Annotated in this window: 10 protein-coding genes and 1 tRNA gene; 5 read left to right on the forward strand and 6 right to left on the reverse strand. The window is 44.3% G+C overall.

Going from position 1 to position 16,633, the window contains the following annotated elements; translation table 11 throughout:
• Window positions 1-147 precede the first annotated feature (147 nt).
• The 4 genes from LEUMU_RS0109140 (at window position 148) to LEUMU_RS0109155 (ending at window position 3,520) form a co-directional block, all read left to right on the forward strand.
• Entirely contained in the window at window positions 148-1,194 is a 1,047-nt protein-coding gene (locus LEUMU_RS0109140; protein ID WP_022951986.1) for an NAD(P)H-dependent flavin oxidoreductase, read from the forward strand.
• A 135-nt stretch (window positions 1,195-1,329) separates the two neighbouring features.
• Entirely contained in the window at window positions 1,330-2,208 is an 879-nt protein-coding gene (locus LEUMU_RS25330) for a hypothetical protein (RefSeq protein ID WP_022951987.1), read from the forward strand.
• 149 nt (window positions 2,209-2,357) lie between these two features.
• On the forward strand, window positions 2,358-2,789 hold the full coding sequence (locus tag LEUMU_RS0109150) for a BLUF domain-containing protein (RefSeq protein ID WP_022951988.1): 432 nt from the start codon (window positions 2,358-2,360) through the stop codon (window positions 2,787-2,789).
• A gap of 2 nt (window positions 2,790-2,791) precedes the next feature.
• Window positions 2,792-3,520, forward strand: a complete 729-nt coding sequence (locus LEUMU_RS0109155) for an EAL domain-containing protein (protein ID WP_022951989.1) — start codon at window positions 2,792-2,794, stop codon at window positions 3,518-3,520.
• A 55-nt stretch (window positions 3,521-3,575) separates the two neighbouring features.
• Here the strand turns inward: LEUMU_RS0109155 and LEUMU_RS25335 are convergent, their stop codons facing one another.
• The gene (locus LEUMU_RS25335) at window positions 3,576-3,812 is read right to left on the reverse strand and encodes a UPF0175 family protein (protein WP_022951990.1); all 237 of its coding nucleotides are present in this window, start codon (window positions 3,810-3,812) and stop codon (window positions 3,576-3,578) included.
• 156 nt (window positions 3,813-3,968) lie between these two features.
• Between LEUMU_RS25335 and LEUMU_RS0109165 the strand changes: the two genes are divergently transcribed.
• Window positions 3,969-4,787 (forward strand): aldo/keto reductase, encoded by an 819-nt coding sequence (locus LEUMU_RS0109165; RefSeq protein ID WP_022951991.1) that lies wholly within the window; start codon window positions 3,969-3,971, stop codon window positions 4,785-4,787.
• 64 nt (window positions 4,788-4,851) lie between these two features.
• Here the strand turns inward: LEUMU_RS0109165 and LEUMU_RS25340 are convergent, their stop codons facing one another.
• From LEUMU_RS25340 to LEUMU_RS0109190, 5 genes are all read right to left on the reverse strand, one after another.
• Window positions 4,852-5,052, reverse strand: a complete 201-nt coding sequence (locus tag LEUMU_RS25340; protein ID WP_022951992.1) for a hypothetical protein — start codon at window positions 5,050-5,052, stop codon at window positions 4,852-4,854.
• A gap of 149 nt (window positions 5,053-5,201) precedes the next feature.
• Window positions 5,202-11,519, reverse strand: a complete 6,318-nt coding sequence (locus LEUMU_RS0109175; RefSeq protein WP_022951993.1) for a DEAD/DEAH box helicase — start codon at window positions 11,517-11,519, stop codon at window positions 5,202-5,204.
• Between the two features lie 6 nt (window positions 11,520-11,525).
• Entirely contained in the window at window positions 11,526-14,828 is a 3,303-nt protein-coding gene (locus LEUMU_RS0109180) for an STY4851/ECs_5259 family protein (RefSeq protein ID WP_022951994.1), read from the reverse strand.
• Window positions 14,829-15,079: 251 nt separating this feature from the next.
• On the reverse strand, window positions 15,080-16,225 hold the full coding sequence (locus LEUMU_RS0109185) for a slipin family protein (RefSeq protein ID WP_022951995.1): 1,146 nt from the start codon (window positions 16,223-16,225) through the stop codon (window positions 15,080-15,082).
• 288 nt (window positions 16,226-16,513) lie between these two features.
• A tRNA-Met gene (locus tag LEUMU_RS0109190) sits at window positions 16,514-16,586 on the reverse strand.
• Window positions 16,587-16,633 lie beyond the last annotated feature (47 nt).

A 16,633-nucleotide genomic window follows, 5' to 3' on the forward strand; every position in this document is an offset into this window, starting at 1 on the left:
AAGCGTAGCAGGTTCGGGGTGTTAGCGGCAACGGGAAATCAGGTACTTGCATCATCAACATACGATTTTTCAACGGCTTGAATCGCCGCTTTTGTTGTATAGTTCTCCCTCACAATGCTCTCTACACCCATAACGAGGCAAATACTCATGCGCGATGGCACGATAAAAAGACTCCTTGGCACCGAGCTTCCCATTATTCAAGCGCCCATGGCCGGCGTTCAGGATAGCGCCTTGACCATTGCCGTGAGTGAGGCCGGCGGCTTAGGCTCGCTACCGTGTGGATTGTTGAACATTGAAACTATTGTCAGCGAGCTTGCAACCATTAAACAAGCCACTGATAAGCCGTTTAATCTCAATTTTTTCTGCCATGAGATGCCCGCTTACGATGAGCAGAAACAAGCACGCTGGAAGGAAGCATTATCACCCTATTTTGATGAGCTGGGTATTGAGCTGAAAAGCAGCCCCAACAGCGCCACTCGCATGCCATTCAATCATGATATTGCCGATGCCATTGAGCCGTTTAAACCTGAATTCATTAGTTTTCACTTTGGTCTTCCCTCTCGCGAGTTAGTTGCCCGCTTAAAACAGTGGGGAACCAGAATTGTGTCTTCTGCGACTACGGTTGAAGAAGCCCTATGGCTTGAGTCCAGAGGGGCTGATGGCATTATCGCTCAAGGATTTGAAGCGGGAGGCCATCGAGGCATGTTTCTATCCGATGATATATCGACTCAGGTTGGGCTTGCCGCACTCGTGCCTCAGATTGCTAGCAAGGTAGGCGTACCGGTGATTGCCGCTGGCGGCATTGCTGATAATCGTGGCGTGGAAGCGGCTTTATTACTAGGTGCCAGTGCTGTTCAAATTGGTACCGGCTATTTGCTGTGTACCGAGGCTAAAACCTCCCAACTACACCGTACTGCGATACAAAGCGACCAATCCAGCCATACTGCACTAACCACGGTATTCACTGGCAGGCCCGCCAGAAGCATTGTTAACCGTGCGATGAAAGAACTGGGGTATATGGACTCACCCGCACCGGCATTTCCTTATGCCTCGATTGAGATGGGGCAATTACGCGGGCCTGCGGAGAAACTGGGCTCAGCTGATTTCTCGCCACTCTGGTGCGGACAGAACACCTCCGGCTGCCAAGCGATTGCGGCAAGGGAGTTAACCTTATTGTTGGCGGGCAAGGACTAACCTGAACAAGATAAGCCACCTACCAAATCACAATTAGAATACCTAATAAATCCCAGCTCGAATAGTGTGCTTGTATCCGCGCTGTTTGACATTTCACGCTACACTCAACGCTCCCAGAACCCACCGGAATGACACATGCCCTTTCACGGAGTACGACCTGAGCGACGCTATTTATTCCATCCATCACCAGTGAGTGATGTCGGCGTGAATGATGCGAATGTCTGGCGTCTGAATCCAGCGCATCGACACGTTTATAACAAGCTGCATGTTGCGCTATCGCAAGGCCTGATTGCTGCACCGAGTGGCGTTAGCCCGATTGCCATGGGACTTGAACCGGAGCACGCTTGCTTTGTAAAACCCATCACCAATTTAGGCGGTATGTCGCTCAATAGCTTCGCAACCACCGCTCAGGCATTGACTGATGCCACTATCAATGGCACTGAAAACACAGCTAGCAACTCAGCGGCTGGCAGCTTTTGGTGTGAGTTTTTATCCGGTACGCAAACCAGTACCGACGTTTTAGTGCTAAACGGCGAACCACAGTGGTATGGGCACACAAAAGCCGCTGATCAACGTGATAAAAACCGCCCTATTTACTGGCTGATTGGCGCAGATTGTCAGGACTCAGAAGCGCATATCGAAACCTTTATTCGTCGCGAATTAGCGGACTATACCGGCTTGTGTAATGTCGAGATGATTGGTAGCCACATCATCGAAGTCCACCTGCGCGGGTCAAATGCCTTTTTTGACTATTACCCCGATGCCTTTATGCAGGCGTGGGTGAATCTGGTCGATCATCAAACATGGCAAGGCTTGGAGCCCATTAACCAAGGTTGTTTGTACTCCCTATTTGGCGATTGGACGCTCCCTGACAATGCCGAGCAACTGGTTGAAGCATCCGGTGCGCGCCTGTATCGCGATGGAATGATGGCTGATCGGGTAGGAATCATTTTTGCGGATTGTCCTGAAACTGCGCAGTCTATTGAGGCACAGTTAAAACAATCAAGTTGTTAGATGCATAACTAATCAGCTCGCTAAACAATGAATATTCCATGCTAAAAAAACGTTTACTTGTGATATTCATCTCTCTGTGGGCCAAGTACAAGCTTGCATGCAAATTAAGTTTATAATATAAGCATGGCTGACCCACAAAGGTTCCTACCATGTCCAGTCTAATCCATACCATATACGCTAGCCGAGCCGTTAACGACTTTTCACAAGATGACATTGTCGATTTACTATCGAAAGCGAGAACGAAAAATGCATCGCTGGGTATAACGGGCATGCTGCTCTATGACGATGGCTCTTTCTTTCAGGTTTTGGAAGGAGAGGAAGCGGCGCTTGATCAGCTATTCAGTGAGATCTCCGACGACAAACGTCACCAGCAGGTCGCCAAAATCATTTCAGAAGCCATTCCAAAGCGACAATTTAGCGACTGGAGCATGGGCTATGCGGCGATTTCAAGTGATGAGTTAAAAACCATCGAAGGCATGAATGACTTTTTCACTGAGCAAAACTGCCTTGCAGAAATAGATGCCGGACGGGCTAAAAAATTACTGAAAGCTTTCGCTCAGGGTCGCTGGAGACTGGACTAGCAATGTCCACGCCTGCCAGCCTAAGCAATATCGACTTTTCCCATGCATTTCAACCTATTGTAGATATCGATGAAGGCAAGATTATCTCGTATGAGGTACTGGTAAGAGGCCCTAACCAAGAGTCTCCGGCAACTGTATTTAGCCAAGTGACTAAGCAACAATTCATGGACTTTGATCAGCTGATCAGGGAAAGAGGCATCGCACAAGCTGCCTCACTTGGACTTAGCTGCTGCTTGAGTCTCAACTTTACACCCGGCGAAATCCTATTCGCGCATGGCGCTTATGTTGAGCGCACTATTAGCGTTGCAGAACAACACAATATCCATGCACATCAGCTCATTATCGAAATCACCGAAAGTGAGGCAATACTGGATTTGCCACTGTTAGCAGAAATCATCAACAAGCTACGCCGCAGTGGTATAGCCATCTCTATTGATGACTTTGGATCGGGTTATGCAGGCTTAAGCCTGCTTGCAGATATTCAACCTGACCAGGTAAAAATCGATATACACCTGATCAAAAACGTTAATAAAAACGGCCCTCGGCAAACCATTGTAAAAGCCATTAATAATATTTGTCTGGATCTTGGCATTGACGTGCTGGCAGAAGGCGTCGAAAGCCACGAGGAGTTTTTATTTTTAGAACGTGCGGGAATATCGCTGTATCAAGGTTGGTTTATCGCACGACCAGCATTTGAATCCCTGCCACTAACGTTTGACTTAAAGCCTTAACAAACGCTTCCCACCTACTCCCCAACTCTTGCGACTATCGTTTGAATCACAGCGGCTATTTACATGTAAGCCATTCGACCAAGGTATCCATATCTTCTTCTACTTCATCATCGGTTTGAGTTATTACGGAAATACCCAGGCGCGATACATGCGTTATAAAACCGGCAAGCGTCATTTTTGCCAAGCTTGCAGCGCATACTAGAGACAACTCACCATCCTTGAATAAGGTGGTTGCAAGGGCAATACGCACATCTGGGGTATCGAATGCTTTGATTTGATTAATAGTTATCATTGCTAGACCTCAGGAAAAATCAGATAGGATTATCGTATGGTAAACTTCACAAAATAGCCATTAGGCAAGTTGATATAAGATGGCCCAGTTTCTGGCAGTCTCTGCTGTTAACCAATAGACTATAGCCACAACCTAAAACTAATGGGAGGCAATACAATGACAAACGACAGCGTATTAAACAACGGACTTAAAATGCCTTGGCTAGGATTTGGCGTTTTCCAGATTGACGATGGCGGCTCGGTAGAAGGTGCCGTTCGCACAGCGCTAGACGTTGGCTATCGCAGCATTGATACCGCCGCCATTTACAAAAATGAAGCCGGCGTTGGGCAAGCAATTAAAGACAGCGGCATTGCCCGCGAAGATATCTTTCTAACCACCAAGGTCTGGAATGATGCCCAGCGTGATAACAGCGTTGCGCAAGCCTTTGAAGATAGCTTGGAGCGCTTAGGAACCGACTATGTGGATTTGTACCTGGTACATTGGCCAGTGGCAAACTGCTATGAAGCGACATGGAAAGAGATGGAGAAGATTTACCAAAGTGGTCGCGCTAAAGCCATTGGCGTCAGTAACTTTCAGATCCATCATTTAAAAGACATTCTAGCGACGGCTGAAGTGGTTCCGGCCGTTAATCAGGTAGAGTTTCACCCACGACTACGCCAGCCAGAGCTGATGAAATTCTGTAAAGATAACAAGATCCAACTCGAAGCATGGAGCCCGCTCATGCAGGGGCATTTAGGTGAAGAGTCTGAGATTGTGGCGTTGGCAGAAAAGTACGGAAAGTCGCCTGCACAGATCATTTTACGTTGGGATATTCAGCATGAAGTGGTGACTATTCCAAAATCAGCCACGCCAAGTCGCATTGCAGAAAATGCTCAGGTGTTTGATTTTGAATTGTCGCAGGATGATATGGCGGTATTGGATGCGCTAGATCAGGGAAAACGTTTCGGACCTGACCCAGATACTTTTGACTTCTGACTAGGCAAAAAAGCAGAGGTCTCGTCATCGTTCTGACTGATGAGACCTCACTCTACGAGAGAGATTAGGCCGCTTTTTTAGCTATCTTCTTAGCTACTGCGCGTGCTTTCTTGTTGTCGCCCTTCTTGATTTTCTTCAGCGCTTTCTTAGCCGCTGCTTTTACAACTTTCTTGCTCTTAGAGACTTTTAAGCCTGCTTTTTTAACGGCTTTCTCTGCGAACTTTACTGCTTTTTTCTTGGCATCTTTCTTGTTTAACTTAGACACGTATATGTCTCCTTTCGATAATTGAGACCAAACAATAATGTATATACATAGTATAGTCAAGTGAAGTACAAAATTGTAGGGCCGCCGGTATGGCAGCCCTCTTTGCAATGACTACTACTTCATAGCCTGAGCAGGCTACAAGGAAAAGCCTAATTAACAACCGTCAGGTACGTTGGCCATTGACCACTGTTAACCATTAAAGCCGTATCAAATACTCTTTGCATCTTCTCTTCCTGAGCATCTGCAGTGGCCGAAAAGTTAAAAAGCTGCTGCTGTTTAGTCTGCACTTTAGGATTCCAGTACCCCATTCCTTGGTCAAATAACAATGTACTTTTTCTTCCAGATGCCCACTCAATTTCCATGCTCCTGCCATGTTGTAAGTCGTAAGTCTTATCGAACAACTGAACAGTAGGAGTTATTCCGAAGGCACCGGAGAACAACATCTCTATGCAATTGGTCAGATCACTATCTCTTATCCAGTCGTGCTTTATTTCACGACTCGGATATGCCGCATTCACCTTAGGTCTTAAGGTTCTAATCTCGACACTCTCCAACTCATCACCACTTAGAAGCTCAATAAATCCACTCAATAAAACAGCTGACCACGGTGACTTAAGGTATCGATCAGAGTAAACAATTGAACGCACCTGATCAGTCTTCAATAAATCAGAAAACTCTTTTGCATAAGACTCAAATAGCTTGGAAATTCGATCACTTACGCTACTGACAGGGCCGTTTAGTTCCTCAGTAATCACCATGACCGATGTACCAGATGCAGGCTTAATCCATAGAGAAGTATCAACAGGGTTAACTGCGATAGGTTCTAACTCATTTGAAGTTGCCCAAGTATCTGTCTTAGAAGATTGGAGCCAAGTGTCACCGGGTATCAAAGGCTCAGGGTTGCTACAGAAAAGCGTATGACACCCCTCCTCAGAAAAGACCTGCAGAATCAAGTTGGCATCACTACTGTGTATTGCTTTATCAAGCTCTACTATACGCACCCCAAGCTCAGAAATTCGAGACAGATCCCTTTGAATCTCAGCTTCGAAGGCACTTGCTGATTCGATACATAGCTCTACACTTACTTTATCAACCAACTGCCAACGTAATACCTGATCTCTAAACCCAGCAAAACCTAAGTCCCATTGACTAATGTCGTTACTGAGTAAAAGACGAATCGTGACTTCAGAAGATTTACTTTTTAACGTATTAATAGATCTTCTGATGTACTGGTTGGCACCTCTGGAGCAATATGTAGCACCGGGAATATCTTTAAGGGCGTCCGGTAAAGATAAGAATGACAGATAATCACTTTCTTCTAGCCACTGCTTTGCAGCTTTTCTGTCTAACTCTTCTTGCTCAACTCTACTGTCTTGTGATGCTAAGCAGGCAGAACACACATTGTCACAATCAGCTATACAATTTAGCTTTTCCTTTACTGATCCGATGAGACCGACCAAATCATCAAGACCTGCTAATACAAAACCAGCTCCACCGCTAGCCTGATCGAACACCTGAATAACTGAGCGTTTAGAGCCCGTTTCAAGATCTCGATTTACTCTATAACTGAACCCCATTTCAGAACTAGAGATCCCCAAACGATCGGCTAGTGCATCACGAAGTGCTACCGCTATAGTTGTAGCAACAACCTTATCTTCAGCAGAATCACTCAGCCACTGCCCAGTTTTTGGATTCTTTAAATATAGCTCTAAAACATCTGTCGTGATTTGGTAGCCAAGGTATATATTTGGTTTGACTGCCTCACCGGAACAGCTTTGTTCCTTATCACTGCTAACGCTCCCTCCGCCTATGGGCTTATGCATTTCATCAGGTTGCAAGGCTTTAGGCACATTACCTTCATTCGTCATTGACTCTGCTCGTCCACAACTCATGCATACCGCATAGCCTTTTTCGTGCTCTCCAGATGAATTATAAAAAACGCGACCGTCATTCCCATATTGAACATGACCGCAGCGAGCATCAGGCAGCGAAATTGACTCACCAATTAATTGAATAAGTGGCTTCTCTACGCGAATAAATTTTTGTGATGAAATGTCATTGCCCGGAGAGTCATAAAAATCAGTCTGGAAACCTGCTGGACGTAAGACCTGCTTTTGGTTTTTCGAAGAAATTTCAGTATCACAACCATCGCAAGTCAGGTTTTCACTATTGCTGTAAGCATTTTCTTTTAAGCCACTAGCCCCACAATTAGTACAACGCCAAGCAATATCAAACTTCTGAGCTTCATTGATTGCGCCTCCTGCATGCCATTGTAAACTAACACCAACTGAGCGATACACTTTCCCATCAATAACGACTTGCGCACCAGGGGCATACTCCCTAATTGCAACATCTAACCCCCGCGAAGGCAGCTCTTTCCACTTTCCAGTATTATCCTCCCGTCCTTCATTTTCTTTCTGTTTTTGTTTTTGAATAAAGTCATCCATATTATAGGTATTCAGCGTAACAACATCTGTTGGAAAACCATAAACTGGAAGGAATGTACGAACAGAAAGGTCTCGTAAAAGGTATTCACCCCCGTGCCTCGTAAGCTCTAAGGATAATGCCCTTTTATAAGCATTCTCCTTAGCATTCCCAATGAGGAGGTTTAACTTATCAAAATCAGTTTTCCATCTGGTTTGAATACCCCCAATCAGGTCAGATGCATCAACAAAAAGCTCCTCTAAAGAACGCCCTGAGATACCGGTGCCTGCTGTTAACTTAGCGACTGCAGAAGCGACCTCTCCTGAGTGTGAGGCTGATTCCAGCCAGTCTCTAAACCTCTGACATGGAGAGTTTTCCCCGCTATAAAACCAGCTCACTGTAAGTTTTATATAATCATCACTAGGCTCAATAAAGGTTCGAAGAAAGTATGAGAGTAAATATGAATTCACATGTCTTAATACAATCTTATCCGAGCTTAACGTAATACTGGGTGCAGGAATTTTTGTGACAAATGGCCATACCGGGTCATTGAAAGCCCGTCTATTATGTGGGTCCGCTTTGCATAAAGTGTATGCAATAGCCCTAGACTCGCTTCTTCGCCCGGCACGACCCGCTCGCTGTAAATAGTTTGCCGGATGAGGTGGAACATTATTCATTACAACAGCTGATATGCCGCCAATATCTACCCCCATCTCCATAGTCGTTGAGCAGTTCAGAACATTAATTTTTCCTCGCTTAAATAGCTCTTCATATTCCTCCAGACGCTCTGAGGTTTGCTGTGCGGAGTGTTCTGCTGTTCTATAGTAAAATCCCCCCTCAACTGTTCTATCGCTAAGATCTGTCCACAGACTCTCGCTCCTTAGCTCATCAACCTCCTGATCTTGACTAACAAGTTCTCGGATTTGAACTAACTTTGGTACAGCACTGCTATTAGGTCTAAATTTAGACAGGTCGGGCAACTTTACTTTCTTACATCGGTAGTCGACATCAGTAAGGATTTTTCGTGGTAGATAAGGTGTTAAACCTCTGAAAGTAGTATCAATCAGGCGATTTGTTTCACTACAGACCCAAGCTTCTCTAGGTAATGAAAAGGTAATTTTATCCAATAGCAGTTGATAACCCTTATCAGTTCTCACCAAAATATTTACATTATCGCTAGTCAGAGCCTCCCAAGCAGACTTTAACCATAAATTCAGCTTGTTTTGGTCTTCCCTATTTGTCATGTCAAGGTTGCAACCAGTAGCTAAGAGCTTGATTAATCTAGATGCACTATTCCCCTTAGCCTGAGGCCACATCTTTATTGTATTGCTCTCATCTGTATTTGATTCTGGCGGAAACAAGGATTTTGGTGAAAACTTTGAGCCCATCCAGAACCTGATGGTGTTCTCAAGTTTCAAATAAGTATTTTCACGAACAAAGAAGTCTAATGTCACTTTAAGAAAATCTTTCCAGTCACTTAGGCTTAACCGTCCTTCTAAACTAACATCTCCTTGTATTGGAGATATCGCTCTCGTTTGCTCCCAGTACTGAGGAGCATGAGATACATTCGATAAACCCTCATAATTAACCTTAATAATTCCCAATGTCTCGGTGCTGTTCTGGTTTTTAGGTCGTCGCGCATACTCTCTTGCCAATAAAAGGCGGGCAATGTATCGACCAGTATTATCCTCTGACAGAATCTTCCGGTTAATTGATATATTGTAATCAAGAATATATTGACTAACATCGGTACAACCGGAAAGCTCGCTTACCATATCTTGCCAGTTCATTTCTGCAGCTTCTGGTCGTGAATCACTATCAATTAGCGCCTCAGCCTGCTTTCTAAAAACTGCAGCACGATCAGACATTCCTTTTAACTCAAAGGTTTCAGCAAATGTTATCAAATCATCATAAGAAAACTCCCCCATGGGGGAGTTTGTGATCTTTGAGTCAACATTTTTTTGATTCTCTGCCAAGATCTCAAATACCAATCCTCTTAACCTTGACCGCTCAGCTTCCTGCTGCATTCTTACCGCCATTCTTGCCGTGCCTTGGCGACTATCGGTAAAGGTAATAAGTTTGCGTCCACGCCCAGGAAGTTCTTCAGGTGACTTTCCAGCACAATCCTCTTTATCTGGATCTGGGCAATATTCTAAGACCGTAGGAACCGCATTCGCAGTGTAAAAAGGAGATCCTAAGTATAATTGACGATACCAAGAACCAAACTTGGAGGACTTTGCGTCACAGCGGCTACATATAGACTCTGAATGATTAATATGGGAAAAGCTGATTGAAGAGTTACTCTGATTAAGTACACCAAACTTAAGGCTCTCAGTATCCAATGAGCTTTTGCCATACGATTCATTTTTACAGTTAATTCCCGCAATGACTTTTTTCGTATCATTTGGTTGAATATCTGGAGCTGAGTCTGAACTACCTTCAAAATCCTCACTATCTGATTCAGAATTTAGTGAAAACTCATCCTCAACATAAGTGCTGATTTGCTGAAGCTCTCCTCCCTTATCTTCGGCAAGTAAATGAGGCTCCTTACATCCCTTACAAAACGTTAGTTCGTAAACAGGTGACCCACATGAACAACGTGACTTATGAGCAGTGTAAATATTTCCAAACGACCACTTTCCTAAACTCTCTGGTTTGGCTGTACATTTGGGGTCAATGCAAGCCCACAGACCATGTAACATCTGCTGAAAAAGATGAATCCGAAGCTTAAGAAAAGGTGCTGACTCGATACTAGGCTTTGTGCCTGTCATTAAATCTAACCACCCAAGAAGCTCCTGCTGCTTCTCTGTAAGAGATTGTCCCTCCAACCTATCACCGAACTCATTTACCAGTTCAGACAAATCAAGTGGACGATTTTGTTTCACAGCACCATTTAAACTACCCTTAAGAATGTATGTTCTCAGGTCGTGAGACAGCCTGTTATTAATTAAAGCCGTGAACCTACTTTCTGAAACTTCAGAGCCGAGCTCTATCTGTGATATTTCATCAAAGCTTAAGTTAGATAACTTTTCAGGAAGCGAGATTTCATCCCAAATTCTCCTTCCACCAATAACAACAACTTGATTTGTAGAAACCCCTGCCAAGTCTGCTAAGTACTGTGTCAACTGTTCCTTAGCATCCTCACCTGCGATAGTTGCAGAAGTGGCGACAAAACGAATATCTTTCGCGTCTCTGCCAAATGCCTCAACAACCCTACGTAGCAGTAATGAGATCTCAGCAGCTTGGGACCCAACATAGGTATGTGCTTCATCCAGAACAATCCAGCGCAGAGATTTGGCTTCTTTTGAAATACTAAGGATTGGGCTATCTACTTGCCTCACCAACATGTATTCCAGCATGGTAGCGTTTGTCATTAAAATGGGGGCTGGTTCTTTTCTTAATAGCTCGCGAGAAAGAATCTGATTAGGCTTTTTCTTTTGCTCTTTTCTAACACGGTCTGACCTCTCCTCTGTTTTACCGTTGTATAAGCAAAAACGTAGGTCGCTACCATAGGATTTAGTCCAGGCATCGAGCCTTTCCTGCTGAGAATTGATCAGTGCATTCAAAGGATAAAGAAATAGTGCTCTCACTCCGACCAGAGCACCCTTTTGATTAGCTCTTTCCTGAATTAAATCCTCAAGTATGGGAATCATGAAACACTCGGTCTTACCTGACCCCGTTCCACTTGTAATGACTGCTGACTTAGGCTGCTTATCTAACAGTGTTTCCCAAGCCTGAATTTGATGCTTGTAAGGCTTTAGACTTCTTGGAAAATCATAGGCATCAGCTTTCTCCAAATTATCAAGCAAGCTTCTTGATAAAAGCGTTCCTTCTAAACTTGCCAATGATATTGCTGACGGCTCCCAGCCAAAAGTGTGCTCAAAAACGGGGGCTGCCAGAAAGCACCCATCAGAACCCAGCTCATCATTCATCTGGCTTGCAAGGTGCTGCCTGAGCTCTGCATTATTGATACCTAAAATACTTAATGTAGCCTCTCTGGTGCGACTGAGGCTTTGGTTAATTAAGTCCTTGAAGAAGTACATAAGCGATTAATCCTTATCGTTTTTATTAAGTAAATATGAGGTAACAAGTGCATGAGCTGGCCGATACCAAGAGGTCCTATCAAAGTCTGATATTTTTCTGACAAAGAACTTTAGCTCGGCCATCGTTGAGTTCATTTTTAAGTCAGCAATACTAGATTTTCCTGAGGTTACATAAGCCATAAATATAGGCAGGTAAACCACTGAATCTTCATATTTTTCAAGAGGCAGTGCCTTAATTTTCTTTGAAAAATCTTGCTGTTCAACCCACGCTGAAAGTTCACCATTCAAATACTTTGGCCAAAGAGTGTTTTGATAGCTTTCATGAAGAGTGTCCCTCCACATAGGCAATATCAAGTCAGGTGGCAGACTTGTAAGCACCTCATTATTGCCACTGCTAAGGTAGTGTTCCACGCTCTCAAAGCCAGAAACGATGTTCGAAAGAACGGCTTTTCTGTTATCAACCATGTCATTAATAACAAATTCTGGAAGCCCCATTCCCCTCAGCCAACGATCATAATTTTTATAGGCTTGGCTCCAAATAGGTAAAGAAATACTTTCCCAGATTATCGACAACTCATCACGCATCCGGTCACTAAATAACTCATCAACCTCAAGGCGTAAAATCGATACTGCTAAGGTTAGTGGATTGCGTGAAAGTGAAAGCCAACTCTCAAAGGTAGACAGTGGTAGGTGATCAAATTTTCTTTTAATATCATCTAAATATTGCCACCCACTGTGATCAAGATCACTTCCCATTTCGGCAATTTGGTCATCTATTACATGTGGATTATTCTGAGGGTGATAAAGCCGCGCAGCCTCATGTAAGGAGTGAATTTTAGATCCGGAAGAATAGGTATTCGAAGCCGGTTGGCCGACTAGCAGATATGGCCTGAACTTGACTCTAGACTCTGCTTCTGGATAGAGCAACCAAGGCCCATCTCTATACATGGAGTCATCTGTGACAAATCGGCCAGTACCCACTCCCTGACTTGTTAGTTCACGCAATTCAATGGGGGTTTGCTTGGGATCAGAAAGGAGCATTGCGGAGACATTTACTCCACTAGCCACTCTACCAGTCGTGAAGTCAGATGCAGTGAAAACCTCTGTGCTATCTTTTGCGATAGACCCGTTATATCTTTTAATATTGACTGTCATTAAGCGACGCTGAGGGCTTTCAACCGTTAGCTTGACATAGGCATCCTGACTTTCCATCGCAGCCAATATCTGTCGTAAATCATTTTGATACGCAAACAAATTAACAGAAAGCGGAACATCACCCGATTTGAACAACCGGTAATCAAGATAAACGTTAGTGCTGAAGTTCTTATCCTGCAACTCCATTCTCAGATGAAAGGACTGTGTTTCACCTACAGAAAATAGCAATATACTCAAGCCAATCAGATCTTCTGGGATCAAACTTTCGGACGTCAATATATTGTTACTGGAGTCCAATAATCGCGCTCCCTCATAAGGAAAAGGTAAGCGTAGTATTACTGGCTCAAGAAATTCACCACCTTTAACACTTAATTGAAGATTAGAGGGTGGTACTGCGTCTCGATAAGAAAGTGAAATAACCGATCGCCCCTCAATAATCTCTAAGCGGGAGCTGATATTTTCACCCATGACGCCAAACTTACACTCACCTCCCCCCATAATTTCAAGGCGAGCTGGGCGAGTAGCATCACCGGCAAACAAACGGACTTTAAAGCTTTCAGGTAGTACACCGAATTTTCTCCTGAATAGAATTTCACCAGAGCTATTTTTAAGCGTGTAATTAAAGACCCCACCTATCTCACGCCGGCTTTTAGCAACTAACTCTCCATTAATATACTCATAAACAGAACCTTCATTGCTCTTTTGGCACAGCTTTGGCCATCCCAGATAGACAGCGTTAGGGAGGGAATCAAAATCAAGCAGCTTTCCATCCAATGCAAACGTTTGAGTTACAGAAGGATGATTCAAACGAACTCTAAACTTATCACTTCCCAGAAAGATTGATGTCTCCTGGCTAAGCAAAACCCAGCGAACACCATCAGTTTGTATATGCTTTATTTCTACACTTTCCGCTGGAGTAAAGTCAGCATTAGGTGGAAGCCGCACTAAAACTGCTGGTTGCCTCAAGGAACAACTCGCATTTGCAAGCAGTTCCTGATCACCACTTACCTCAAAAATGACCGGTGCAGTTTCAAAGTCAATAGAGCTGGCATCAAACTGAGTTTGATAAATGGCAACACCGTTATCCATCAAAGCCAAAGAAAGTGACTCACTACAGTCTCTTCTTTTTAACACTACTGGTGCTCTCGGTAGCCGTACTTTCAGCTCAGTACCATTTTGTACTTCACCATAGACAATGCTACCCCGAGCAATAAGCACACTGCCCTCATAGAATGCCATTTCAAGACGAGTACTGCTTAGAGCCGAAATATCAACCGGAAAGGTTACCGCAATAGGCGTAATGAGTTGTGCCTGTAAATCCCAGTGACCTTCAACTTGTCCAGCAATACTGTGCGTACACCTGAAATCATTCGGTGTCTTTTTAATGATTTCATTTTCTGCCTGACGCTTACTTGCATCACGCAACCAGTCCGTAATCAGGTTTTTAGCATTAGCTTCATTAAGTGGTAGAGGAAAATCTTTTTTCCAGCGGGGCTCAGCTTTATCTAAAAATTCAACCGGATCTATTTCTTGCTTCAAGCTGGGATACTTTCCTGCGAGATGCATCAGCTGTTCAATCACACCTGCAAGCAATTGTCGGGTTTCAAGGTTGTGAAAGGTATAAGGCAAGTCTTGCTCATAACTGGCAATCATGTCACTCGTCGTGCCTAAACTGGCTTTATTGCTATGGTAATTCTTCAAACCCTTTCTGATTACACGCCCAAAGCCGTGTGTTTCGCTTTTTATCAGCGGCCAAGGCAGCCCGCCCTCCAGAAATAATGAGCCAATAAAATTCCGACCTTTTTCTGTACGACGTATTGGCCTTTTCCAAAAGCTTTCTAAGCCATAACTTATGAGTTCACTTCTTAGACCTTGCTTAAAATCACAACCTAATGACTTATCTGCCCACTCCCACGACCAGCTACCCTCTTCTGCTCCGTAGTCGCGCCGAAACCTTTCTGCTACAAATAAACAATAGAGCTCAGCCCAATGCTTACCTTTGATCGGGTCTGTAGCGAATCTAATATTGGCGATTAACTTATTTTTCAGGCTTTGAAATTCCTCAAATGTTACGTGATAACTATACAAAGGCTTACCAGTTGGCCCAGCAAAACATTCACGAATAAAGAGAAACTCACTCAACCAAGCCTTCATAAACTAGATCCTCGGCTTATTTTCAAGCCAACTGTTTTCATATAACAGCAACAATAAGACGCCAAAAACTACTAATATTTGCCGCTTCTAATAAATTATCAACAATAGAACATACCCCTTTCAAAAAAAATAATAAACAATGAGTTAAGGACATAAAATTTAATATGTAATCAAACAAATAAGTGGTACCTCTTATGAGCTCTAAGATTTGATCTCTTAAAGAGTAAGAAATACCACCTATAATGGCTCTATCATTCCAAGCGCACCGTGCTATTCATCAGTCCTTCCAAGCCGCCATACACCTTCAGCTCACAAATATTGCTGGTAATACTTTCCAGTACTTCCAGCTCTTTCAAGCGCAATAGCACAGGATTACCTTCCATCAATTTGGCCGTATTATGCAGCGAACGCGTGGCCTGAGTTTCTTCACGACGACGAATCAAATTCGCTTCAGCCTGCTTTTCAGCCGCTACTACTTCAATCAGGATTTCCTTCATATCACCTGGTAACACGATATCTCGCACGCCGACCTTTTTCAGGTCAAGGCCATAGGCTGACACACTCTCCAGCACTAGCTCATGCACTTGCTGGTTTAGCAGGTTTTTATCCGCCAACAATTGGTCCAGCGTTTGAGTCGAGACCACGCTGCGCAATGCCAGCTGCAGTTCACGATACAAAAACGCCTCATGATCTTTAATCGCATCACGGACTTTAATGGCATCCAATACCTGCCACGTCGCTGAGACATTAATCCGCAGGCTCACCTTGTCCTTGGTTAAAATCTCCTGACCATTCACCTCCATGGTCTGCAAGCGCATATCCATCATCTGCAAACTCACATACGGATTAACCAACCACCAGCCATGCTGGCCTTCTTGCAAAACGGCATGACGCACACCGCTCACCAATAAGAAACCGATATGTCCTTCCGGCACATAGCCCAGCGTGTACAAGCAAGTCACCAGGTGGCTTTTTAGCAATGGCTCACGGGTTTTCGCCAACTCATCCGCCAAGCTAGCGCTCAACAGATAGCTATTGCTGATATCCAACGTGCGAAACTCCAACTCGCGCTTACCTTTCCAATACGCGCCACTACGACCTGGTGCGGCGATGTCTTTAAGCACGCCGGCTTCGTAAAACATTCCAATAGCTTGCGGGCCAGTTTCCCAGCTCATCACATGCTCTGTGAATGCCTCCGGGTGCAACTCGACCAAGTGCAATAAATCCTGATCGACGCGTCGAAACTCATTACTCACCGCATACTGCTGAATACTGATCTCACCGCGTAAATTCCAATGTTCATAACAGCCCGGCGTTAAAATCGCCTGAAACTGCTGATTTTTAAACAGCAATCCGCGGTGTGATTCCGGAATAATTGTTTTCATTTTGAATAACATGCTGCTTCTCCTGCAAAATTCATAAATAAAGTCGGCATAGCCTTCACACCTGAACGAGCGTCGATATTTACACTAAACGGGGCTAAGCGCCGGATGCCTCATAACAAGGTATTGACGGTCACTTGCCGCACTTAATGGACCCATACCAAAGGTCATTCAATGTGCTGGATGCCTGCTCAGTGCCGCCGACTCAGTGTGTTGCCACGCTGCGCCCGCTTTACCTAACAAACATCCCGAAGGCTATTGCCTAGTGGCCCTTTCGGGCAGTTAAGACAACTGGGAGAGTTGTTTTGCTAGTTGGAATCGAACCAACAACCGATTGATGATGAGTCAATTGCTCTACCGCTTGAGCTATAACAAATTGCCGTGCTTTTCGCACAGCGTGCTATGACCCTACACAGCCGATAC

This window comes from Leucothrix mucor DSM 2157 (assembly GCF_000419525.1).
Lineage (GTDB): Bacteria > Pseudomonadota > Gammaproteobacteria > Thiotrichales > Thiotrichaceae > Leucothrix > Leucothrix mucor.

What these genes read in the sequence shown, in the direction of transcription:
- LEUMU_RS0109140 (WP_022951986.1), top strand. Translation starts at nt 148, where the DNA reads ATGCGCGATGGCACGATAAAAAGACTCCTTGGCACCGAGCTTCCCATT.
- LEUMU_RS25330 (WP_022951987.1), top strand. Translation starts at nt 1,330, where the DNA reads ATGCCCTTTCACGGAGTACGACCTGAGCGACGCTATTTATTCCATCCA.
- LEUMU_RS0109150 (WP_022951988.1), top strand. Translation starts at nt 2,358, where the DNA reads ATGTCCAGTCTAATCCATACCATATACGCTAGCCGAGCCGTTAACGAC.
- LEUMU_RS0109155 (WP_022951989.1), top strand. Translation starts at nt 2,792, where the DNA reads ATGTCCACGCCTGCCAGCCTAAGCAATATCGACTTTTCCCATGCATTT.
- LEUMU_RS25335 (WP_022951990.1), bottom strand. Translation starts at nt 3,812, where the DNA reads ATGATAACTATTAATCAAATCAAAGCATTCGATACCCCAGATGTGCGT.
- LEUMU_RS0109165 (WP_022951991.1), top strand. Translation starts at nt 3,969, where the DNA reads ATGACAAACGACAGCGTATTAAACAACGGACTTAAAATGCCTTGGCTA.
- LEUMU_RS0109175 (WP_022951993.1), bottom strand. Translation starts at nt 11,519, where the DNA reads ATGTACTTCTTCAAGGACTTAATTAACCAAAGCCTCAGTCGCACCAGA.
- LEUMU_RS0109180 (WP_022951994.1), bottom strand. Translation starts at nt 14,828, where the DNA reads ATGAAGGCTTGGTTGAGTGAGTTTCTCTTTATTCGTGAATGTTTTGCT.
- LEUMU_RS0109185 (WP_022951995.1), bottom strand. Translation starts at nt 16,225, where the DNA reads ATGTTATTCAAAATGAAAACAATTATTCCGGAATCACACCGCGGATTG.